Here is a 23,722-nt window from a genome sequence, read left to right on the forward strand (position 1 = left end):
TCGATCAGCGCTTCGCCAGCGTCCGGTTCGGGACATAATCGTTGAGGTCGGCCACGTCGCTGACCTTCCACGGCATGCCCCGCGAGTTGAGATAGAGCTTCTCCATCTCGTTGCGCTTGAACGGACGCGAACCGACACGGCCGAAGATCGCGATCTGGTTGCCGCTCTCGTCGACGCCACGGTCGCGGTCGAGGCCCTTGGACAGCGACAGCGCCGGCGTAGGCGTCTTCGCCCAGGCAATCAGCTCGGGCTTCGGCGCGGGCGAGAAGCCGTAGAAATTGGGCTGGCTGTCGGGCGAGGTCAACTGGATCACCTTCAACCCGTTCCGGCCGTCCGCGACATAGGCGAACAGCGAGGCATTGGTGGTACCGACGATCACGTCCTCCGCATCGTTCAGCCGGCCGTCGAAGGTCACCTTCTGATAGAGCTTCGGCTTCAGCGGCCGGGTGATGTCGACGATCACCAGACCGTCCTGCTTCGCGGCGACATAGGCATAGGTCCGCGCGAGATAGACGCGCTGCGCGTTCGCCAGCGGCACGGTCGCCTCGGGCACCAGCACCGGGCGGTCGAGATGGGTTACGTCGATCAGCTGCAGGCCGTCGGCGGTGGTCACCCACAGATAGCGGAACTGCAGCGCCGAGGCGCGGGCGTCGCGCAGCGGGATCGTTGCGGCCAGCTTCGGCGCCTTCGGATCGTTCAGGTCGACGACGACCAGACCGACATTGGCCGTGATATAGGCATAGTTGCCGCCAAGGGTGATGTGGCGGGCGCCCGCCAGCACATTGTTGGCGTTCCAGGTGACGGTCCGCTTGAGGAAGTTGTTGCGCGGCTCGCCATCGGCCAGCGTCTCGACATTGACGACGATCAGCCCTTCCACCGAGTCCGTGACGAAGGCGTAGCGATAAATTTCGCCCATCTTCTGTTCCTGGTTCTCGGGATAATATTTGACGATGTGATCGTTGCGCTCGGTCGAGATCGGCTGGCCGGTCGGCAGCGCCATGCAGGTCGCGTTGTTGCTCGCGACGTGCGTGTCGTGGCCGAGCGGCGAGAAGGGCGCCGTCAGGATGCGCTGCGAGGTGCCCTTGTTGGCGATCGAGGCGACGTCATAGACGCGGAAGCCGCCCTTGCCCTCGGCGACGAAGAAATATTCGCCGCGCAGCTGGACGCAGCGGGCCGCGCCATTGGTCGGGTGATGGGTGTTGGCGAACTCCTCGACGGCGTCGGGCTCACCCGACAGCTTCTTGCCGAAGCGCGTGCCGCGCACCCATTCGATCAGCTCGCGATCGTGCGACAGATGCTGCTTGTACCAATCGGGATAGGCATATTTGTGCAGATAGGAGCCGATCACCGCCTGCGGCTCGCTCCACTCGGTCACGCGGATCGCCTCGATGCCCTTTTCCAGGCCGGTCCAGGCGTTCATGCCGACGAAGTTGACGAAGTTCGTCCCCAGCAGATTGAGCTGCGCCATGATCGCGTTGTTGTCGTCTTCCTGCGACAGGTGGCAGTCGGTGCAGCGCTTCGTCTCGGTCTTGCGGACCGTGTGCGGGAAGTGCGGCGCGAAGGCCTGGCTCGAATAGCCGGCCGAGGAGATTGGCGGCTGCTGGATGTAGATCCGCTCGCGGTTGAGGTTGGTCGAGGACAGCACCAGCGCCGAGGTGGACCGGATCGGGGCGATGATATTGCCCTTGGTGGTCTGGTGGATGCCGAGCTGGAACATCTCGTCGCGCGCGACCTGCGGGTTGTAGGTCGCGAAGTTTCGCGTCTCGACGCCGTCATATTTGTGCGTCGTCGTCTTCCAGTTGGCTTCGATCGGCAAGTGGCAGCCGCCGCATGACGTCGTCCACGACAGGTGGCAGGTGAAGCAGGCCATGTTGTCGGCATTGTGCGCGCGGTCCTCGGGCGCGATGCCGGGGCCCCAGCTGAACTTGCCGGTCTCGACGCCCGCCTTGCCCATCAGCTTCGACCGGGCAGCGAGGGGATTGAAATAGGCGCTCGACCGGTCGACGGACTCACGGACGAGCGACACTTTCCACTCGAGTTTGGGATCGACGATCGACCGCTGGATCAGGACCCGCTCGCCCTTGGCGTCGACGGTCCATTCGAAGCGGCGTTTGCCATCCTGGTTGCGCAGAAGTGACAGGTCGGTGCCTCCCGGAGGCGCCGCCGGACCCGAAGTGCGCAGCGTCGGGAAAGCATCCGGCGTGCCGTGGCAGTCCTTGCAGCCGATCTCGACCGCATTGGCGACCTCGCCATAGATCAGGCCATTGCCATGGCTGTCCTGTGCGAAGTGGCAGTCGGCGCACTGCATGCCCTTCTCGGCGTGGATGTCCATCATGTGGACCGCCTTGCCCTTCTGCTCGCCGATCTCGGCGAACATGCCGGTGCCATTCTTGCGGAACTTTTCGGGGTCGTCGGGCGACACGATCTTGCCGTCGGCATCGAGCAGATTGCCTTCGCGATCGCGCTTGTAGATCGCGCGGAAGTTCCAGCCATGGCCGTGATAGTCGGCGAACTGGGTGTCCTTCGCCTTCGGGTTCACATCGTCATAGACGTTACGCAGGAAATCCAGATCACCCCATTTGCCGATCGCAGCGGCGGCCTCAGGGTTGCGTTCCTGCACGGCATGGCGCTCGGCGATCGTCGGGTTCTTCTGCTTCTCGGGCCACATCAGCGGCGCGTCGGACTCATAATCCCACATCGTGTAGCCGAGGTAGCTGTTCAGGAAGATGTTGGGCTGGTGCATGTGGCAGTTCATGCACTGGGCGGTCGGGATCGCCTTGGTGAAGGCGTGCTGGATCGGGTGACCCTTTTCCTTCATCGGCCCGACCGGATGGCCGGCGATGCCCTTGCCGTCGTGCGAAGCGCCGTCGCCATGGTCGTCGCGGTCATGATCGGGCGCCGGTGCGCCGTGATGGCCGCCGCCGCCATGGCCTTCGCCATGGCCGTCGTCCGCCGGTTCCAGCTTGTCCTTGATCGTCGGGTCGACCGTCGCGGTCTGACCGTCACGGCCATATTTGGCATAGATCAGGCTATGCTTGGGTTCGCGGTCGTTCGCATAGACGACGTGACAACCCGCGCAGCCCGAATTGCGATAGTCGCCGGGCTGGTCGTTGGTTCCCATGAACCACATGAACGGGTCGTTGAGGCGCGTCTTGTGGATGTTGAGAACCGGGATCGCGACGCGCAGACCGGTGCCGGGGCCACGGTTCGATTGCTTGAGGTCGGGTCGGCCCGGTTCTTCGAGCCGCTGGATGCTGCCGCTGAGGTTGGGCAGGCCGATCTCGGCAAAAGTGCTGTTGATCGTCCGGCCGCCGCGCTCGAACACGCGGAAGATGTCGCCCGGCGGGATCACATGCCAGGTCGGCAGCGGGTACATCACCGGCAGGGCGCCGCGCGCCTTTTGCTCGGGTGTCACGGTGCCAGCCGGGGTGCCCGGCGACTTGATCTGCGCCGGCTGACCGTCCGAGGTGTAGGCCTCGCCGAAGATGTAATTCTTGTAGGGGACTATGCCGTTATTATAGGCGCCGCCGCCCCACAGCATCGCGCCGGTCGACATCAGCGAGCGTTCGGCCGCCTGGATGATCTCGACGTGACAGGCGCCGCAGGCCTGGCGCGCGACGCGATAGTCCGACGGATTGACGAAGCGGATATATTCCGGGGCTTCCTTGTTGAGCAGGGTGTAGCTGCGCTTCGGATTGGCCGAGGATGGCCAGTGCCAGCCCTTTGGATATTTGGGCAGGACATGCGCCTTGTCGCGCGCCTGGACATAGGCGGCATCGGCCATCTGCAGGCCCGGCTGAACGCGTACCGAGGCGTCGCCGCCATGGCAGTCGACGCAGCCGAGGACGACTGCCTCGCTCTGGTGCATGGTTTTGCGATCGGAGGCGGTGTGGCAGGAGATACAGCCGTCGCTCTTGGCATCGGCCTGTGTCCAGTCCTGCGTGCGCGGGGCATCGCCGAACTTGGGATAGATGCGCGCGACCGGCTTTTCGCCTTCGGATGCTGGAGCCACCGAGGGGAGCGAGACCAGCGCGGCGACCGCTGCCGCCAGCGCCAATGCGCCGCGAGCCGCCCATCGCATCGTCGTCATCGATCCCAAAGCCCCCATGTACGTCCTCAGTAGGTCAGGATCGCGTTGAACAGCACCGAATAATATCGGTTGTCCCCGCGTGAATTGGTGAACAGGTCGGCAAAGCCCTTCGACGGGTCGAGCACCGCGCCGGACAGGCGAAACACCACGTTCTGGATCATCGACGGGCGCCAGATCAGCGCGCCCGACAGGTCCCAGCCGATCGATTTCGGAATGCTGCCTTCATTGCGGAGCTCGCGCAGCGTCGCCGTATTCTCGAACCACAGCCGGTTGAGGTTGGCCGACAGGCGCAGTTGCGGCGCCAGATCGAAGTCCGCACCGACGCCGAGCAGCATCGTGCCCGGATTGTTGAAGTTGGACTGGCCTTCTTCCTTGGTGGTGCGCAGGTCGTTGATGATGCCGTTGCGCGGCGAGATCGACACATTGACACCGCCGCCTGCGAAGGGAATCGCCTGGCGGATCCAGTAGCTGGTGTCGGCGCCGGCAAAGATCGGGTTCTCGAAAATCGCCGAGAAGCCGTTCTCCGTATTGTCCTTCGGATCGCCGTCGCCCGAGGTGTAGAGACCGGACCCGCGGATTCGGATCCAGTCGAGATCGTAGCTCAGCTCGGCTGCGGCGAAGAGCGAGCGGATCTTGGCCGGACGCGAAGTGAAGAAGCTGTTCCGGTCCTTACCGAAAGCGCCATAAATGCTGCTCGACAGGTTGAAGCGCTTTACACGGCCGTCGAGGCTGTAGCCGACATAATAAACGTCATAGTCGCGCGGACGTTGATCGCCGAGCAGGGCGGGTCGGGTCGGAAAACCATTATGATCGGTCACGCGGCGACGATCGCGGTTCCAGTTGGCCGTGAACGACGCGAGCGACGTCAGGCCGGGGATCGGGAAATCCTGTACGAACAGGTTGCCGTGGAAGACATAATCCTTGCGCGGGCGCCGGGTGATATCGTTCAGGCCGCTGTTGGTGTCCTTTTCGAGCCGCCACAGCAACGCGACATTATACTGATAGCGGTTATTGTCGCGATTGCCGAACAGGCGGACGCCCAACTGGTTGTCCTGAAACAGAAAACCCCGGAAGTCGAAATTGAACGGCTGGATGCCGATGCGCAGCGAGTCGAAGTCGAAGCGGTCCGAACGGTTGCCCAGATGCTTGTCGACGAACAATTCCTGCAGGCCGAGAAAGCTGTCGGTCCGGTGCGACGGGCGCGAGGATTCGACGTGGAGGACGCGGCGTTCCTCGACGTTGACGTAATTGACCTGATAGGCGAGCGCGATGCGGTATTCGACATCCGGCGGCTTATAGGCAGTCGACCCCTTGGTCAGGCCGGCACCCAGGATGAAGGTCTGCGCGAGCACCAGGCTCTTCTGGCGGCCGAAGGTATCGATCGCTCCCGGATAGGAGCTGGTCTGGTCGGCCACCGGCGTCGGGAAGGAGCGGGGTTCGACGACCGTATCGGACACGCCGTTCAAGCCGAAGAACCAGTCGTCGCCGGTGATCGGCAGGAAGAAAGGCTTCTTGTCCAACTGGATCGGACGATCACCCTTCAGGCCGTTCTGGTGATAGGGGTCGAAGGGCGAATGGCAGGTCGCCTGCAGGCCGACGAAATTCTTGTCGGGGCACAGAGCTTTTACCAGACGCCAGCGGTCCGGAATCGGAAACTGGTCGATCGGAAAAGCCTCGGGCGGCGGAGCCGCGACCGCGCCGATATTCTCCTGCTTCACCGCCGGGGGCAGCGTTTCGACATAGCCCGGCCGGCGGCGACCATCGATCATCGGCTCGGCGGCGTTGGCGCCTGGCGTTCCCGGTGCAACGGCGGAGGGCGTGGCAAGAAGGCTATCTCCAGCCGCGCCTTCGGCCATGTCCGCGCTGGCTGGAGCAGCCACCATCGTGCCGCCAGTCTCAGGCGCGGCGGATGCCAGCGCAGCCGCTTGCAATAGAAGGGTGGAGAGCGCTGCTGCCATCATTTGCCGCCGCAGACGTCCTGATCGGACGTGTCGAGGAAGGGCGCGAACGGACAGTTCACATAGCGCAGCCGCACGCCAGCCCCGATCGCCACGACGATCTGGTCCGCCCGGATATCCTTGGGCGCATTGCCTATGGTGCCGATGCGGGCGCCGCCATTGTGCAGACCCAGGAAGGAGATCATGTCGTCCTGGTCGATACCGTCGCCCGACACGCCGATCGCGCCGACCAGCGTGTTGCCGCGATAGATGGGCACCGAACCGGGGAAAATCTGGATGCCGTTCTGGAGCCGGTTCTGCGCGGCTCCGGAGACATCGGGCGTGAAGGTGCACCGGCGCCGCGTGTCTTCCGACGAGGCACCGAGAACGAAGCCGAGATGCTGCGCCAGATTGGTGAAGATCAGCGCGCTCTGAAGCCCTGTCGAAAAGGGACTCCACTGGTTCAGCGGACGCGACAGCGGACCATTGGGCCGATCGACTTCACCGTCGGGGAAGAAGGGGCGTGACAGATTGCCGCCCGACCGGTCCGCAAAGGCGGTCTTGCCGGTCAGCGCCTGCGGATCGTTCAGGAAGGTCCGTACCTTCTGGACGAAGGACTGGACGTCGGTGCTGGGATTGCCGAGCAGGTCGGGTGCCGCGTGCGATCCCGAGAAAAAGGCCGCCGTGCGCGCCTTCTGCAGCGAAACATCGGTGCCGAAGACGGGGGCGTCGGGCGAACGCGCCATCGCCAATATCGTACCGCGCGTGTCAACGAGGGAGATCGTGACCTGCGCGCGGCTGTCGAGCGGCTTGCGGATCTGCGCGCGGGCGCGGCTCATCACCTTAAAGGCTTCTTCGAGGACCGCCTTCACTTCGGCCGCCGTCAGCGGGCTCGATACCTCGGCGCCATCGGTGCCGCCTCTTATGGGGTAGCGATTGCTGCCCGAACCGTCGGTGAGTATATAGGCGTCGACATTGTCCAGCGTGCTGCCGGCGCTGCGCTCGGAGGCGGTGACAGGCCGATAGCCCGATGCTTCCGACCCATAGGCCACGCCGGCCAGAACCGTCGGGGTGACGCCCTGCGCATAATAGCCCGGGATGGAGACGAGCGAGCCTGTCGTGGTCCCCGCAAAGGCCGAGAAGGCACGCGCTGCGCTCGGGTTCGATTTCAGGTTCGGCGTGGACGCGTCGCTGTAGCGCAACTGGACCACCGCCTGGATATTGTTGGCGCGGATCGCCTCTGGCGCCTCGAAGCCGATCGTGCCCGCCGTCGCAATATATTCATCGTCGTCGGTGTCGATGTCGTCGACATTGGGGTCATAGCCATAGAGCCCGTCGGACATCACGCCGATCCCGCCCACGACGACGCCATTTTTGTACAGCGGAAAGCCGCCCGGATCGGCGGCCAGCCCCAGCGGCGAACGCTTGGGACCGATCAGGGCCGCAGCGCCGCCGGCAGCCGCGTAACGGCTGGCAAAGTCGGAGCAGGGCAACTGGCTGAACTGCACGCCGAACAGCGGTCCGGCGGCCAGCTGGTTATTGCCCGGGGGATAATGTTCCTGGACGATGAAGCTTGCCGTGCGCGTCGAGAAGGCGTTGCCCGACGAGGACAGATAGGCCCCGGTGATCGCCTTGGCGATTGCGCCTGCCGCCAGCGGATTGGCGGCGGGCGAGCCGTTGATGACGAGGCCTTCGACATCGGTCGGCGTCACGACCCGGTGCGTCGTCTTGGCCATGAACACGGTCGGCGCGCCGGTCATCTGATAGACGGCGAGGACATTGCCGACGCGGTCGGTGATGGCGATCACCGAGGGCTTGTTGCGGGCGATGGCTTCCTCGATCGCCTGTGCCAGCACTTTCTGGACATCGGCTTCCGTCAGCGACTCCTGGACGGGCGCCGCGTAGAGCCGGTTGTCCGTAGGTGTCGGGGTCGGCGTGGGGGTCGGAGTGCTGCTACCGCTGCCGCCACCACCGCAGGAAGCGAGAACGAAGGCGAGACTGGTGAGAGCGGCGACCGAACGCGAACGAAACATCATTTGAGCGCCCTGATCGCCGCAGCCGCCTGGCCGAGGGCCGAGCGGAATTCGGCCGGCTTGTAGCTATTGCTGTTGCCCACCGCCTTATAGGCCCGGTCGATCGCGCCGCGAGCCGACTTGGCGCGGGCTTCACTGACATGGCCTTGGCGCACGAGGCCGTTGAGAAGCGTGTCGAGCGCCATGACCGCCTGGGCCGAACCCTCATAATCGGTGAAGCGCGGCGCAACGGCGTCGCCCGCGATCGCCTCGACGATCGCGAAGGTCTGCGCCGAGGTCACCGGGCTGCGTGACAGGCTGTCGGCGAGCGTGGAGGCTGCAGCGCCTAGCGTGCGGGCCGCCGACACAGCGCTCGCGCGGTCCTTGGCCAGTGCGGCATGGAAGCCGCGCGAAGCCGCATCGAACTTGCCTGCAGCGCCCGGCGACAGCACCTTCGACGCGGCCGACAGCATGATCATGTTCTCGTCGTTGAACGGCGGCATGCCCGACGGGATAGGACGGCCGGGATTGGCGACCCAATTGGCCTTGCCGCTTGGCCCGTCGACGATCTGCCGGTGGCAGCTATGGCAATCGAAGAAATAGATTTCCGGGAAGACGCCGTCGCTGCCCAGCCGCGGATTGGCGAAGAGGCTGGTGATGCGGCTTACCGCCGAGGCCTGTCCGACCGCCCAGAGCTGGACATTGTCCATGCGGGGCTTGCGACGGAGATAGTCGGCATCCTCGTCATGATGCTGCTGCAGCGCCGAGAAGAGGTCGACCTCGAAGGACACGCGGGGATGGCCGGCGGCCATGATCCGGTGCGAGACGAACTGACCCGGACGGTCGCTGCCGAGATGGCAGTCGAGGCATTTCTCGGCGCGGGCGCGGGGCTGGTCGAGGGGGTATAGCCCCTTGGCCACGTTGGAGGCGTGGGTCTGGCCGACCGCATAATGGCTCGACAGCCAATTCTGCGAGGCGCCGTGGCATCCTTCGCAGCCGACGCCGTCGCTGACCTGCCAGCGGGGTCCGCGCGCGCCGGCGGGGGCCGGATCGGCATGGCATCCGAGGCATTCGGCGGCAGAGGTGGCGGGCCCGATGCCCATCTTCGCGGCGATCGCCTGACCACGCGGAGAGGCGAGGACGGCGAAGGCGCGGCTGTGCGCGCCCGTGCTGCTCGAACTTGCCTGCCAGATCAGAATTTCGTCCTGCCGGACGACCTTGCCGGTGGGTTCGCTGCGCCCATGGCAGGTCGACCCGGAACAGGATGCAACGCCCATGTGCGTGGCGGTGGAGGCGGGCGACGCCGAGGCGGCAACGGCGCGTTCGGCCGCGCCGCTGATGCCGAAGGCAAGCGCCGTTACGGCGAGTATTCCCGCCACGACCAGTCCGCAGACGACGGACAGTCTGCTCGCGACTTTACCCCCCAATTCGGCGCTCCCTAACTGCCGATGCCCCTTCGTTACGCCACCACTTGCCCCTGGGCGATCACGATGCCGTGACGTATCTCTCTTTCGCGCTCAAAGTGCAATCATTCAAACGCTTGTCAGTGCGGACGCCGCCGGATGACGAGGTTCCGGATCTCGGTCATGTCCTCCATCGCGAAGCGTATGCCCTCGCGGCCGAGGCCCGAGTCCTTGACCCCGCCATAGGGCATGTTGTCGACCCGGTAGCTGGGCACGTCGTTGACGACCACACCGCCCACGTCGAGATCGTCCCACGCATCGAGGATCTTGAATATGTCGCGGGTGAAGATGCCGGCCTGAAGCCCGAACTTCGAGTCGTTGACGATGTCGAGCGCTTCCTTCCACTGGCTGAAGCGGATCAGGAAGGCGACGGGACCGAAAGCTTCCTCGCGGTTGAGCTTGGTGTCGGGCGAAACCCCCTCGAGCAGCGTCGCCTCGAGCATCGCGCCGACGCGACCGCCGCCACAGAGCAGCGTAGCGCCCTTGGCGGTCGCCTCCTGGACCCAGTTGTCGAGGCGCTCGGCCTCCTTCACGTCGATCATCGGTCCGACAAAGGTCTTTTCGTCATGCGGGTTGCCGGCGATCAGGGTCTTCGTCTTGGCGACCAGCTTATCCTTGAACGCGTCATAGACTGCGTCATGAACGAGGATGCGCTGCACGCCGATGCACGACTGACCCGACTGATAGAAGGCCCCGAACACCACCCGCGCGACCGCGTCTTCCAGATCCGCATCGGCATCGATCACGACGGCGGCATTGCCGCCCAGTTCCAGCACGACCTTCTTCTTGCCGGCGCGCGCCTTCAGGTCCCAGCCCACATCGGGCGAGCCGGTGAAGGAGAGCAGCTTGAGGCGCTCGTCGGTGGTGAACAGGTCGGCACCGTCGCGCGAGGCGGGCAGGATCGAGAAGGCGCCCTTGGGCAGGTCGGTCTCGGCCAGTACCTCGCCCATGATGATCGCGCCGAGCGGCGTGCGGCTTGCCGGCTTCATGACGAAGGGGCAGCCCACAGCGATGGCGGGCGCGACCTTGTGTGCGGCCAGGTTCAGCGGGAAGTTGAACGGCGAGATGAACGAGCAGGGGCCGATCGGTACCCGCTTCCAGATTCCCTGATAGCCTTTGGCGCGCGGGCTGATGTCGAGCGGTTGGACCTCGCCGGTCATGCGGACCGATTCCTCGGCAGCGATCCGGAAGGTGTCGATCAGCCGCCCGACCTCGCCGCGCGAATCGTTGATCGGCTTGCCGGCCTCGATGCACAGCGCATAGGCCAGTTCATCCTTGCGCTCGGTGAAGCGATCGACACAGTGCTGCAGCACCGCCTGCCGTTCATAGCTGGCCATCTTCGCCATCGGTTCGGCGGCCTTGACTGTCCAGGCGATCGCCGCGTCGATCGTCTTGGCATCGGCAAGCGCAACCCGTGTCGCGACCTCGCCGGTGAACTTGTCGGTCACCTTCAGGTCGGTGTTCGGCTGCTGCGCCTCGTTGGCGAGGTATAGGGGGTAGGTGTCTTTGAGCTTCATCGCAGTTGTCCGTCTCTATACTTCATGGGGCGCCCCGCCCGTCGACAGCGGCGAGAACGAGGCTTGCCGTCAGGAAACCTGCTTGCTCAGCGTCTTGATGTCCTTGTTCAGGATCTGATCGTTCTCCGAATAATCGACCGGGCAATCGATCAGGTGGACACCCGGCGTGTCGAGGCATTCCTTGAGCAACTGCGTCAGATGCTCGGCGCTCTCGACGCGATGCCCCTTGGCGCCATAGCTCTCGGCATATTTGACGAAATCCGGGTTGTTGTAGGTCAGGCCCCAATCCTTGAAGCCCATGTTCGCCTGCTTCCAGCGGATCATGCCATAGCTGTTGTCGTTCAGGATCAGCACGGTGAGGTTCAGGCCGAGGCGGACCGCAGTCTCCATTTCCTGGCTGTTCATCATGAAGCCGCCGTCGCCGCAGATCGCCATGATCTTGCGGTCGGGATAGACCATCGCCGATGCCATGGCCGACGGCAGGCCGGCGCCCATCGTCGCGAGCGCATTGTCGAGCAGAACCGTGTTCTGCTGGCGCGCCGGATAGTTGCGGGCGAACCAGATCTTGTAGACGCCGTTGTCGAGGCAGATGATCCCGTCGGCGGGCATCGCCTTGCGAATTTCGCGCACCAGATGTGGCGGGAAGATCGGGAAGCGGGTGTCGTCTTCGAGCGACTCGGTATGCGCGACCTCGGCCTGACGAGCCTTGTGCATGAAATCGAAATTCCAGCGGCCCGAGGGCACGATGTCCTTCTGCATCTTCCAGATGGCGTTGGCGATGTCGCCGATCACCTCGACCTGCGGGAAATAGACCGGGTCGACCTCGGCCGTCTTCGAGCTGACGTGGATGACCGGGGTGCCGCCATTCTGCATGAAGAAGGGCGGCTTTTCGATAACGTCATGTCCGACATTGATGATCAGATCGGCATGTTCGATCGAACGATGGACGAAGTCGCCGGCCGACAGCGCAGCGCAGCCGAGGAATTTGGGGTGGCATTCGTCGATCACGCCTTTGCCGAGCTGGGTGGTGACGAAGGGGATGCCGGTCTTCTCGATGAACTGCAGCAGCATCCGGCTGGTCTGCTTGCGGTTGCCGCCCGCGCCGATCACCAGGATCGGCGACCGGGCGTCCTCGATCATCTTCACGGCAGCACGGACCGCCTTGTCCTCGGCCTCCGGGCGCCGCGCGAGCGAGGCCTTGATCGGAAGGGAGTCGGTATGCTCGTCGGCGATGTCCTCGGGAAATTCGATATGGGTCGCGCCGGGCTTTTCCTCTTCCGCCAGGCGATAGGCCTCGCGGATGCGGCTCGGGATATTGTCGGCCGAGGCGAGCTGGTGGGTGAACTTGGTGATCGGCTTCATCATCTCGACCACCTCGAGAATCTGGAAGCGACCCTGCTTGGATTTCTTGATCGGCTTCTGGCCGGTGACCATCAGGATCGGCATGCCCCCGAGCTGGGCATAAGCCGCCGCCGTGACGAAATTGGTGGCACCCGGCCCGAGCGTCGCCATGCAGACGCCGGTCTTGCCGGTGTGGCGGCCATAGGTCGCTGCCATGAAGCCGGCACCCTGTTCGTGCCGGGTCAGGATCAGCTTGATCTTCGTCGAGCGAGACAGGCTGTCGAGCATGTCGAGGTTTTCTTCGCCGGGAACGCCGAAGATATATTCACAGCCCTCTTCCTCCAGGCATTGGATGAAGAGATCGGATGCCTTTGTCGCCATATATGCCCCCTCTTGCGCGTCGCGCCCCTGCTGCGACCGAAGAATGAAGGATTGCTATTGCATTTCCACGACGTCGAACAGGCTCTTTTTATGTCGGCCGGGCTTTTGATTCCGCAACGGAATTTTACAGCTCGATCCGCCAATCCCAGCGCATCGCGCCGGCGCCGTCCATCGCCACCACGCCGCGCTCGGCCAGCACATCGCGCAGGCGGTCGGACTCCGCATAATCCTTGGCGGCGCGGGCACTCTGGCGCTGTTCGAGCAGCTGTTCGATCTCTTCCTCTGCGATCGTCGCGCCTTCCGGCTTCATGCGCAGGTCGATACGGCGCATGCGCAGAAGATCGAGGCCGAGCGCGAGGTCCATGCTGGCGACGACGCGCAGCCGTTCCTCTGCCGGAATGGCCTTGTCGGTCAGGGCGGTTTCGAGCAGCGGCAGGGCTTGCGGGACCATCAGATCGGCGGACAGCGCCTCGTCGAACTTCACGAGCAGATCCAGCGCCTTGGCGCCGAGGCCCTGCTCCACCGTCGCGCGCTGATAGGCGAAGGGCGCGCCTTTGGTCGCGCCCGTCTCTTCGACAACACGCAGCCAGTCGGGCGTACCCGCTTTCTCCCTGAGCGCTTCGGCCGCGAGGATCAGCCGGCCGAGCCGGGTCAGTGCGGCAGACAATGCCTCCGGAGAAAATTCCAGTTCGGACCGATAATGCGCCGACAGGCAGAGCAACCGGTAGGCGAGGGGATGCACGCCTTTGGTCGTGACGCTGGCGAGTGTCGCGAAGCCACCCTTCGACTTCGACATCTTGCCGCCGCGATCGACCAGGAAATTATTGTGCATCCAGAAATTGGCGCCCGAGGCGTCGCTGCAGGTGAAGGCCTGATTCTGGGCGATCTCGTTGCAGTGGTGGATCTCGCGATGGTCGATCCCGCCGGTGTGGATATCGAACTGGCGGCCGAGATATTTCATGCTCATCACCGAGCATTCGAGGTGCCATCCGGGCGCGCCGGGGCCCCAGGGCGACATCCATTCCATCTGACGCCGCTCGCCATCGGCCGACCGCCGCCACAGTGCGAAGTCGGCGGCGTTGCGCTTGCCCTCGACCTCGGCGATCCGGCCAACCGCCTCAGGCCCACGGCTGCCGGCGAGGCGGCCATAGTCGGCGACCTTCGATGTGTCGAAATAGAGGCCGCTCGGCAGTTCATAGGTCGCGCCGCCGCGCTCGATGACGCGGGCAAAGTCGATCATGTCCTGGATGTGGTCGGTCGCGACGCTCCAGATCGTCGGTGACGTAATGTTGAGCGCTGCGAGATCGGCCTTGAACGCTTCGGTGTAGAAGGCCGCGACCTCCCAGATCGTCTTGGCGGCCTTGCGCGCTGCCGCCTCCATCTTGTCGTCGCCTTCGTCGGCATCCGACGTCAGATGGCCCACATCGGTGATGTTGATGACGTGGTTGACCGGCCAGCCCTTCCAGTTGAGCGTCCGGCGCAGCGTGTCGGTGAAGACATAGGCGCGCAAATTGCCGAGATGCGCAAAATTATAGACCGTCGGCCCGCAGCTGTAGAGCCGCACCATCGTCGGATCGATCGGCTCGAAGACCCGCAGAGAGCGGCTGAGGCTGTCGAACAGGGAGAGGGGGGCGCCGAGCGGAGCGGGGTGCGTCATGTCAAATCCAGCAGGAGGTCTGGCGCGGCTCTAGATCAAGCATCCCCCGCAGCGCAATCCACAGGCTTAGCGGCGCCTTCGGGAAGCCGGACACGAAAAAGGCCGGAGCGAAACGCCCCGGCCCATTCGAACGCGGTCGATCGCGATCAGCCGTGCGAGGCGTTGCCCGACGCGGCTTCGATCACGAGGTCGAGCTGCTCTTTGCAGCCGCCCTCGATCAGCGACTGGGCGATGCCCGTCATGTCTGCCGTGGCGGGGCGGACGACGACGAACTTGACGTTGGTCGGTGCCTTGGCGCCATCCCAGCTGAGCTTATACTGGCTGCCGCTGCTGATCGCTGCGGCCGCCGGCCAGCTGGCCATGGCCTGCCCGGCGGCGAGGTCGAGCGTGGTGCTGCCGTTCGGACCGGCGATGGTGAGCGTGGTCGCCTTGGTCGCGTCCGGGCGCCAGACGGTCACATTGGCCGGGTCGGCGATGCACATGTTCGAGCTGCGCGTCACGTCGACATACCAGGGGTTGGGCACCTTGCCGCCCTTGTCGATGCCGCTGGCGCTGCGCACGGCCCCGATCCGGGCCCGCTTCTCGCCGCCACCCGAGACGAGCGCGTTGAGGGTGGAGCTGGTGCTCGCCGCGGCGACCGTCGAGGCGCTGGCGCTGAACGTGCCGGGGCCGCTGAGGGTGCGCGTGCCCTTGCCGTCGAGCAGGACGATCGTGTCGCCGGCCTTCAGGGTGAGCTTCGCATTGTCGGCGAGCGCCTTGCCGGCCGGATAGGCCTTGGCCGACGGGCCCGAGGAACGCACGACGAGCGGCGCGGCTGCGGCGGTACCCGCCAGCAGCACGGCCATGAGTGTCGCAACAGCAGCCTGCGACCGGCGATTATTTGTCCAGAGCACTATACCCTCCTGGTCCTACTTCACGAAGACGCTCTATCAGATTTCTGAGCGCCTTATCCTCGGGATTCTGTTCGGCCAGCGCCTCGAAATCTTCCAGCGCACTTTCATCCCCTGTATCGAATCTACGGAAGATGTCTGTGAACTGTTGCACAGCCGTTTCGGAATAATCGAGCACCGGCTCGAAAACTTCCATCGGCGTCGAGCGGCCGGAGACGGTGATCCGGCCCACCGGGCGGAAATTCTTCAGCGTCGAGCGTTCGATGACGGTATCGCTGACCAGCGTCTTGGTCTTCAGATATTTGTTGGCGCCTTCGAGGCGCGACGCGGTGTTCATCGAGTCGCCGAGCGCGGTGTACTGGATGCGCCCCTCGCCGCCGAAATTGCCAACGATCGCCTCGCCGAAATGAACCCCGACACGGGTGACGCCGATCGGCGGAACACCCTCGGGCGCCTCGCGCCGGAATTTCTCGCCGGCTTCGTACATGGCGACGGCGCAGCGCACCGCGCGCTCGCAATCGTCGGGTCGGCTGATCGGCGCACCCCAGAAGGCCACGATCGCGTCGCCGACGAACTTGTCGATCGTGCCGCCATGCTGAAGAACGGTTTCCGAAAGCACGTCGAGATATTTGTTGAGCAGGAAGGCGACCATTTCCGGCTCTATCTGGTGGCTAAGCTTGGTGAAGCCCTCCAGATCGCTGAACAGCGCATAGATTTCACGCTTCTCGCCATGCAGCTGGAGCCGCTCGGGGTTCTTCATGATGTCCTTGGCGATATCGCCCGGAAGATATTTGCCGAGCGCCGACTGGGCGAAGTTGCGCTGCTCCGAACCGATGCCGCGCGCTGCCGTGCCGACGGCCGAGAAGGAGAAGATCCAGCCGAGCAGCCAGCCGAAGACGGGCAGCCCCTGCGTATCGATGCCGTGGAACTGCCAGAAGAAGGGCAGGGCGACGACGGCACCGGCCTGGACGATCAGGAGCAAGGCGAGCTTCCAGAGCCGCAGATTGCCCATTGCCGTCAGTGCGCCGAGCAGCACCACGCCGATCGCGATCAGCCATAGGCCCCATTGCGGGATCGGCTTGAACATGAAACCGTCGAGCATCTGGCCGAGCAGCGTGGCGTGGATTTCGAGGCCGATCGTGGTCTCGCCGACGCGGCCCGTCTGCGGGTCTTTCATGCGCGAGGCGGGCGTGGTGAACTGGTCGACGTCGGGAATGTTGCCGCCGATCAGGACGTAGCGGCCCTCGATCTGCGGGCGGAAGGCCTCGAGCAAGTCGGGGTTGGCGATCAATTCGACCGGTAACTTGTCGAACACCGGGCGTTCGTAGTTGACCGGCAGCCGGTAGCGGATCGAGCCCTGATGGCTCCGGTATTCGGGATAGCCCTTGGTCAGCGAATTCGCCATCAGCGGCGGAAGGTCGGCCGGCTGGCCGGGCCAGCTGCGCATCACCCCGTCCTGGTCGGCCTCGAGCCGGATGCTCGTGAAATGGACGTTGCCGGGGGCCGTCTTCTTCTGGAAATCGCGAAGGAAGATCTCCTGGTCATAGGTCATGAACGCCGGATTGCTCTTGTTCGTCGCGAGCCCGAGATAGGTCGGCGTCTTCATCGTGCGGAAGCCGTCGATCAGGATCTGATCCTCGGGCGTCGGCTGGTCGATCAGAATATCGATGCCGATCGCCTTGGGCTTCATCTTGTCGAGCTGGACGAGGGCATTGGCGAGCATGGCCCGATCGAGCGGCGATCGCCGGCCCGTCAATCGGAGGGTCTCCTCGTTGAAGGTCACCATCACGATGCGCTGGTCGGTCTCGACATGCGGCGCGGCGAGCAAGGCGCGGACATCATACAGCGCGCGCTCGGCGTCGCGGGCCAGCATGATGTTCCAGCTGTAGCGCGCGAACATCAGGCCGAGCACGAGGAAGATGGCCGTGACGATCAGCCGCGTCGTCCCGATCTGCCGCAGCGTCTTGCGCGCCGTCGGCCAGAATGCCCCGACACGCGCGCCAAGCGACGCCTTCCGGCCTTGTTCAGCCATGCAATGACCCCCGTAATGTACCCCGCCGCGATATTAGCCCCTGCCGCGCCAATGGGAAGAGCGCAGTTGCACTTGCATTATTCAGAGGCCGGCGGCAGGGTTCGCCTTCTGTTCCAGGGATGTGTCCATGTCGTCGACTGCCATTTTGATCGCCGTTCCTTTCTTCCTGTTGCTTGGCCTGGCCTTGGGCTGGGTGGTGCGCGGGCGGATGGCAGCCGGTCAGGCGGGGGATATGGCGACCCTGCGGCGTGAGCTCGATGCTTCGCGCGAAGCGCTGGCGCGGTCGGAGCGGGAGTGCGCCGCGCTCGCTGCCGACAAGGCAGCCAGGACCGAGGCGTTCGAGGCGCAGATCGCCCAGCTGAAAGAGGCTCGCGAACAGCTGTCTGCACAGTTCGCCGAGGTCGGCGGGCGCCTGCTCGATCAGGCGCAGCGGCAGTTCCTCGAGCGCGCCGATCAGCGTTTCCATCAGGCGGGCGAGAAGAGCGAGGCTCAGCTCAAGGCACTGCTCAACCCGGTCGAGACGACGCTGAAGCGCTATGAGGAAGGGCTGCAACGGGTCGAGAAGGAACGCGTCGACAGCTATGCGGGCTTGCGTGAAGCGGTCGAGCAGGTGCGTGTCGGCCAGGGGCAAGTGCGCGACGAGGCGGCCAAGCTGGTCAATGCGCTCCGCGCCAGCCCCAAGGCGCGGGGCCGCTGGGGCGAGCAGTCGCTGCGCAACGTGCTCGAACAGTCGGGCCTGTCACCCTATGCCGATTTCGCGACCGAGGTTTCGGTCGATACCGAGGATGGCCGCTTGCGCCCCGACGTCGTCGTGCGGCTGCCGGGCGGGCGCAAGCTCATCATCGACGCCAAATGCTCGTTCAACGCCTATATGGACGCGGCCGAGCAGGTCGACGAGGTTGCGCGCACGGCGTCCCTCAAGGCCCATGCCGCGGCACTGCGAACCCATGCCAGCCAATTGGGCCAGAAAAGCTATTGGGATCGCTTCGGCGAGGCCGCCGATTATGTCGTGATGTATATCCCCGGCGAGCATTTCCTGTCCGCCGCGATGGAGCAGGACCCGGAGCTGTGGGACTGGGCGCACCAGCGCCGCGTCCTGATCGCCACGCCGATCAACCTCGTCGCGCTGGCGCGCACGATCGCCAGCGTCTGGCGGCAGGAGAAGATGGCGGAAGAAGCCCGCGCGATCGGCCGGCTCGGCAAGGAGATGCACGAGCGTCTGTATACGGCTGCCCAGCATCTGCGCCGCGTCGGCGGCGGGCTCAACAGCGCGGTCGAAAATTACAACAAGTTCGTGGCCAGCTTCGAGGGACGGGTGCTCGTCACCGGGCGCAAGTTCCGCGACCTCAACATCGAGACCGGCGACAAGGATATCGAGGAATTGCCGGCGGTCGAGACGCGCGCCAGCGAGGGATCGCTCGACCTGCTCGCCGGGCCGCAATGATCCGGCGGGCTCAGCGCCCCAGATCGAAGCCCACCGACGCCACAATCCGCGAGCCCATGTCGCGGCCCAGCGGGCCGGGCAGGGCGGAACGCGCGAAGCCGAAGCTGTCACTGTAGCCGATCGACAGGCGCAGCGGCCCGCGCACATGGTCCAGACGCAGCGACGCATCCCAATAGCGTCCGCGCGGTCGGAGGCGTTGTGAACGTAGAGGATCGTCGATGCTGCCGCTCGATCGGCCGAGCTGCGTGCGCATATTGAACGGCGTTCCCACGATGGAGAGCGTTGCTGCGCCTGCAATGTATAGATTGTCGCCGCCGATCGCGTCCTGGTTCGGCGCATAGAGGATGAAGCCCTCCAGCTGGATCGGGCCGACGAGGGTAGAGGCTCCTCCGCCGACCTCGACATAATCGAGCCCGGAAGTGCCGGTGAAGCCGTGATAGCTCAGCTGCGCGTCGAGATCGACCGCGCCGAAGCTTCGTCGATAGCCGAGATTTCCGTCGATCAGCCAGCCGGCGGCGCCATGGCGGGGACTGCGGCGGAGGCTGGTTCCGGCGGCGCTCAGGCTGAAGCCGTCATAAGGGCTGATCATCCCGCGCGCCGTGACGCTGGGATGACCATCGCTCCAGCTGAGGCCACGTCGCCGTTCGTCGGTCGACGCCGTTAGCGAGAGGGTCGGATCGAGTCCTGCAGCGGAGCAGCCGGCAGCGAGACTGCCGGCGAGCAGGCCGCTGAGGAACAGGACCCGACCCCGGCCCATATCAGCTGGCGCCGACGCTGACGCGCGCAGCGGCTTCGAGCTCGGCCATGAGTGTGCTCTTGTCACGGTCGGCGACGGCCATGACGTGCGAGCGGATCTCGGCGTCGCGTGCCGCCACTTCCTGCTCGATTGCCTTGCGGCTGGTCATGCAGCTGCCGGCCCGGCTGCCTTTGATCTTATAGTCGCTCGAGACGATCCGGGTCAGGCCCGCCCCGCCAGCGGGCGCCATCTGGCGCTCTACCGCGATCGTCGCGACCCAGGCGCAGCGGTCGGTGCCGCCCCGCGTCGGCGGCGATACGCCCATCGGCTTGGTCGCAAGATCGACCGAGGCCCGGTAGCTGACATTCATCGGGACGCCGCGATGCTCGATCGTGGTGGCGTGATGGTGCGCGGCGTCGGCGGCGGGAGGGGACAAGGCCATCATCCCCAGTGCAATGATCATGGACATGGTTTTTCTCCTGCGTGCGTCGCTTTTTTCGCGATCGCAGGCCTGAGCTATGAAGCAATTGTTTCTAGCCCTTTGCGCTGGCGCAACAATTAACCAGCGCGATCAGTCATCACCGGGCAGGAACGGGTCCGTAATCGGCCGGATCATTGGCGACCACCGAGAGCATCGCGGTCCACGCGGCCACATTCTGGCGCAGCTGGGCCGGATCGATCTTGTCGAGCGTATCGTCCGCCGTGTGGTGGAGATCGAAATAGCGGGTGCCGTCCTGCGCAAGTTCGATCACCGGAATGCCGAGCTTCTGAATTTCGGAAATGTCCGAGCCAGATGCGTCGCCATTCTTGCCCCCGGCCACGATGCCGAGCGGAGCGAGCGCCGCGCCGAGCCGCTTCATGGAAGGCAGCGCTTCCGGCGACACGGAGGTCTGGTAGCGCCAGACGCGATCCGCGCCGAAATCGGATTCGGCCAGTACATGGTGCTTTTCGCCCCGATGGGCCTCGCGATAGGCGGCTCCACCGAACAGGCCGATCTCTTCCGATCCGAACCAGACGAGACGAATGGTGCGCAAGGGCTGGCCCGCATCCATGATCCGCTTGGCTGCGGCGGTGGTTATGGCGACGCCCGAGGCATCGTCGATCGCGCCGGTGCCCTCGTCCCAGCTGTCGAGATGCCCACCGATCAGCACCATGCCTGCGGCCGGATCGCGGCCGGGAATCTCGGCGATGACGTTGCCCGACATGCGCTTGCCGGCGGCCCTGGCGGTGACGTCCAGAGAGATGGTCACCGGCTTCCCCCGCTTCAGGATGCGCTCTAGCTGGTCGGCGTCGGGATTGGCGAGCGCCAGTGCCGGGATCGGCATCGCCCCGTCGGCCCAGCTTTGCGATCCGGTGTGGGGCACGCGGTGATTGTCGGTACCGATCGACCGGATCAGGATCGCGGCCGCGCCCAGTCTGGAAGCGACCGAGGGTCCGCTCCGTCGGATCGCGCCGACCACGCCATAATGCGAGCCGTCCTGCGTCGCGGCCATGCGGTGCGTTACGAACACGATCTTGCCCTTGACCGAGGCCGGTGTGGCGGCGCGCAGCGCGTCGAGATTGTCGAAGGCAACCACTTCTGCGGTCAGGCCCTTGGCCGGAGTCGCCGCGCTGTTGCCGAGTGCGGTGAGCGTCAGTGGTTGGGGGAAGGGGGCTACGACCGCCGCCTTGGCCGTGCCGCGTTCCCACCAGGGTATCTCGAATGTCTCGACCCGGACATTGGCAAAGCCGAGCGCCTTCAGCCGGGCCACCGCCCAATCGCGCGCTCGTGCTTCGGCATCGCTGCCCGCCTGCCTCGGACCGATCTCGGTGGTCAGCTGTTCGGTGATGTCCCAGGCGAGCGAATCGGACAGCGCCGCATCGCGCAGCGCAGCAGCGTCCTCGACCCCGGCGGACGCCTGGGCGAAGGCGGGAAGGGACGCAAGGATGGCGGAGAGCAGCGCGATGCCGTGGAGAATCTTCATGGGAGCCGAAGCTAGCGAGCCGGTCCGCATTTGCCAATCGGGCCCGCGTCGGTTAGTGGCGACCGACATTTTCCAGCCTGATCAGCCCAACGAGGTTCGCGACCGATGGCCGTGCAATATAGTTTCGTCATGAAGGGTCTGACCAAGACCTTCCCCGGCGCCAACAAGCCGCTGTTCAACAATATCCACCTGCAGTTCCTGCCGGGGACGAAGATCGCGATCATCGGCGTCAACGGCGCCGGCAAGTCGACCTTGATGAAGGTCATGGCGGGCATCGATACCGACTATTCGGGCGAAGCCTGGGCCGCCGAGGGCGTCAGCGTCGGCTATCTGCCGCAGGAGCCGCAGCTCGATCCGGACAAGACGGTCAAGCAGAACGTCATGGATGGCGTTCGCGATGTCGCGGACATGATCGACCGCTTCAATGCGATCTCGGCCGAGATGGGCGATCCGAAGGACGATACCGACTTCGACGCCCTGTTGGAGGAGATGGGTGTTCTCCAGGAGAAGATCGACGCCGTCGACGGCTGGACGCTCGACAACCAGCTCGAAATCGCGATGGAAGCGCTGCGCTGCCCGCCGGGCGACCTTTCGGTGACCGGCCTCTCGGGCGGTGAGAAGCGCCGCGTCGCGCTGTGCCGGCTGCTGCTCGAGAAGCCCGATATCCTGCTGCTCGACGAACCGACCAACCACCTCGACGCGGAGAGCGTCGCCTGGCTCGAACAGCATCTGGTCGACTATCCGGGCAACGTCATCCTCGTCACCCACGATCGCTACTTCCTCGACAATGTCGTCGGCTGGGTGCTCGAACTCGATCGCGGCCGTGGCATCCCCTATGAGGGCAACTACTCCTCCTGGCTCGACGCCAAGGCGAAGCGGATGGAGCAGGAAGAGCGCGAGGACGCCGGTCGCCAGAAAGCGATCAAGGAAGAGCTCGAGTGGATCCGGCAGAGCCCCAAGGCGCGCCAGACCAAGTCCAAGGCGCGTATCCGCGCGTTCGACGAACTGGTCGAGAAGCAGAACAACCGCGCGCCCGGCAAGGCGCAGATCGTCATCCAGACCCCCGAGCGTCTTGGTGGCAAGGTGATCGAGGCCAAGGGGCTGACCAAGTCCTATGGCGACAAGAAGCTGTTCGAAGGGCTCGATTTCACGCTGCCGCCGGGCGGAATCGTCGGCGTGATCGGTCCCAACGGCGCCGGCAAGACGACGCTGTTCCGCCTGATCACCGGGCAGGAAACCCCCGACGCCGGCTCGATCGACATCGGCCCGACCGTCAAGCTCGGCTTCGTCGACCAGAGCCGCGACGCCCTCGACCCCAACAAGAATGTCTGGGAGGAAGTATCGGAGGGTCATGACATCATGACCGTGGGCAAGTTCGAGATGTCGACCCGTGCCTATGTCGGCGCGTTCAACTTCAAGGGACCCGACCAGCAGAAGAAGGTCGGCCAGCTGTCAGGCGGTGAGCGTAACCGCGTGCACATGGCCAAGATGCTGCGCAAGGGCGGCAATGTGCTCCTGCTCGACGAGCCGACCAACGACCTTGACGTCGAGACCCTGCGCGCACTTGAGGATGCGCTGGAGAATTTCGCCGGCTGCGCCGTGGTCATCAGCCACGATCGCTTCTTCCTCGATCGTCTCGCGACCCATATCCTCGCCTTCGAGGGCAATGGGCATGTCGAGTGGTTCGAAGGCAATTTCGAGAGCTATGAGGAAGACAAGCGCCGCCGTCTCGGCGACGCCGCCGACCGGCCGGGCTCGGGCGCCTACAAGAAGCTCACCCGCTGAACAGAGAAAGGGCCGACCCGCCGGGGCCGGCCCTTTCTTCATCCTGTCCTTGCCGGATTACATGTAATTGCGCGGATCGGGCGTCGGCAGGTTGCACGCGCTCTGATGGCCCTTCTTGCACATCACGACCTGCGCCCGCCAATCGCGCATCGCCATGGCATAGGCATCCTGCTGGCGGGCAAAGCTGGCATCGGTAGCCATCACGTCGCGACGATATTGCCGCATCGCCTTGGCATAGGCTGCCTTGTCGGCTTCATAGTCCTGCTGGTTGATATCGGCCTGCGCCATCGCCACCGCATTGGCGGTCTTGGTCTCGACGATCGCCTGATTGACGCCGTTATTCAGTGCCCTGGTTTCCGGCATTTCTGCCGTCGCGGCAATCGCGGCGCTGGTCTGCTGAGCCTGACCGGCAGCGGGCACAAGCACGGCCATCGCCGCAGTGGCAAGCAGTATACGCATGGTCATGGTAGATC

General features: G+C 64.8%; 15 protein-coding genes. 2 read left to right on the plus strand and 13 right to left on the minus strand.

Annotated elements, in window-relative coordinates; translation table 11 throughout:
- Positions 1-4: 4 nt before the first annotated feature.
- From ACNI3R_RS05735 to ACNI3R_RS05775, 9 genes are all read right to left on the minus strand, one after another.
- On the minus strand, positions 5-4,081 hold the full coding sequence (locus tag ACNI3R_RS05735; RefSeq protein WP_426181457.1) for a multiheme c-type cytochrome: 4,077 nt from the start codon (positions 4,079-4,081) through the stop codon (positions 5-7).
- Between the two features lie 35 nt (positions 4,082-4,116).
- Positions 4,117-5,973 carry a hypothetical protein gene (locus ACNI3R_RS05740; RefSeq protein ID WP_426180698.1) on the minus strand — a complete coding sequence of 619 codons (1,857 nt, stop codon included), beginning with the start codon at positions 5,971-5,973 and terminating at the stop codon, positions 4,117-4,119.
- Positions 5,974-6,047: 74 nt separating this feature from the next.
- Positions 6,048-8,063: a heme-binding protein gene (locus tag ACNI3R_RS05745; protein ID WP_426180700.1), complete on the minus strand. Its 2,016-nt coding sequence runs from the start codon at positions 8,061-8,063 to the stop codon at positions 6,048-6,050.
- Positions 8,060-9,466: a multiheme c-type cytochrome gene (locus ACNI3R_RS05750; RefSeq protein WP_426180702.1), complete on the minus strand. Its 1,407-nt coding sequence runs from the start codon at positions 9,464-9,466 to the stop codon at positions 8,060-8,062. The genes ACNI3R_RS05745 and ACNI3R_RS05750 overlap by 4 nt, the downstream gene beginning before the upstream one ends.
- A gap of 116 nt (positions 9,467-9,582) precedes the next feature.
- A complete protein-coding gene (locus tag ACNI3R_RS05755; RefSeq protein WP_426180704.1) occupies positions 9,583-11,019 on the minus strand; it encodes an aldehyde dehydrogenase family protein in 1,437 nt (478 codons plus the stop codon).
- Positions 11,020-11,088: 69 nt separating this feature from the next.
- Positions 11,089-12,741 carry an acetolactate synthase large subunit gene (locus tag ACNI3R_RS05760; RefSeq protein ID WP_426180705.1) on the minus strand — a complete coding sequence of 551 codons (1,653 nt, stop codon included), beginning with the start codon at positions 12,739-12,741 and terminating at the stop codon, positions 11,089-11,091.
- Between the two features lie 124 nt (positions 12,742-12,865).
- Entirely contained in the window at positions 12,866-14,398 is a 1,533-nt protein-coding gene (gene cysS, locus ACNI3R_RS05765) for a cysteine--tRNA ligase (protein ID WP_426180707.1), read from the minus strand.
- Between the two features lie 146 nt (positions 14,399-14,544).
- Positions 14,545-15,243 (minus strand): hypothetical protein, encoded by a 699-nt coding sequence (locus tag ACNI3R_RS05770; RefSeq protein ID WP_426180708.1) that lies wholly within the window; start codon positions 15,241-15,243, stop codon positions 14,545-14,547.
- 31 nt (positions 15,244-15,274) lie between these two features.
- The gene (locus tag ACNI3R_RS05775; protein ID WP_426180710.1) at positions 15,275-17,320 is read right to left on the minus strand and encodes a CHASE2 domain-containing protein; all 2,046 of its coding nucleotides are present in this window, start codon (positions 17,318-17,320) and stop codon (positions 15,275-15,277) included.
- 127 nt (positions 17,321-17,447) lie between these two features.
- On the opposite strand from ACNI3R_RS05775, the gene ACNI3R_RS05780 reads away from it, so the two are divergent.
- The gene (locus tag ACNI3R_RS05780) at positions 17,448-18,764 is read left to right on the plus strand and encodes a DNA recombination protein RmuC (protein ID WP_426180712.1); all 1,317 of its coding nucleotides are present in this window, start codon (positions 17,448-17,450) and stop codon (positions 18,762-18,764) included.
- 10 nt (positions 18,765-18,774) lie between these two features.
- Here ACNI3R_RS05780 and ACNI3R_RS05785 read toward each other — a convergent pair whose 3' ends face one another.
- The 3 genes from ACNI3R_RS05785 to ACNI3R_RS05795 form a co-directional block, all read right to left on the minus strand.
- On the minus strand, positions 18,775-19,521 hold the full coding sequence (locus tag ACNI3R_RS05785) for a TorF family putative porin (RefSeq protein ID WP_426180713.1): 747 nt from the start codon (positions 19,519-19,521) through the stop codon (positions 18,775-18,777).
- Between the two features lies 1 nt (position 19,522).
- The gene (locus tag ACNI3R_RS05790; protein WP_426180714.1) at positions 19,523-19,969 is read right to left on the minus strand and encodes a hypothetical protein; all 447 of its coding nucleotides are present in this window, start codon (positions 19,967-19,969) and stop codon (positions 19,523-19,525) included.
- Between the two features lie 109 nt (positions 19,970-20,078).
- Positions 20,079-21,464 carry a M28 family peptidase gene (locus ACNI3R_RS05795; RefSeq protein WP_426180716.1) on the minus strand — a complete coding sequence of 462 codons (1,386 nt, stop codon included), beginning with the start codon at positions 21,462-21,464 and terminating at the stop codon, positions 20,079-20,081.
- A gap of 105 nt (positions 21,465-21,569) precedes the next feature.
- Between ACNI3R_RS05795 and ettA the strand changes: the two genes are divergently transcribed.
- Positions 21,570-23,249 carry an energy-dependent translational throttle protein EttA gene (gene ettA, locus ACNI3R_RS05800; RefSeq protein ID WP_426180717.1) on the plus strand — a complete coding sequence of 560 codons (1,680 nt, stop codon included), beginning with the start codon at positions 21,570-21,572 and terminating at the stop codon, positions 23,247-23,249.
- Between the two features lie 57 nt (positions 23,250-23,306).
- On the opposite strand, the gene ACNI3R_RS05805 is transcribed toward ettA, so the two are convergent.
- Complete coding sequence (locus tag ACNI3R_RS05805; RefSeq protein WP_426180719.1) at positions 23,307-23,714, minus strand: hypothetical protein; 408 nt, start codon at positions 23,712-23,714, stop codon at positions 23,307-23,309.
- Between the last annotated feature and the right edge of the window lie 8 nt (positions 23,715-23,722).

The sequence above is a fragment of the Rhizorhabdus antheiae genome (assembly GCF_049889055.1).
Taxonomy (GTDB): domain Bacteria; phylum Pseudomonadota; class Alphaproteobacteria; order Sphingomonadales; family Sphingomonadaceae; genus Rhizorhabdus.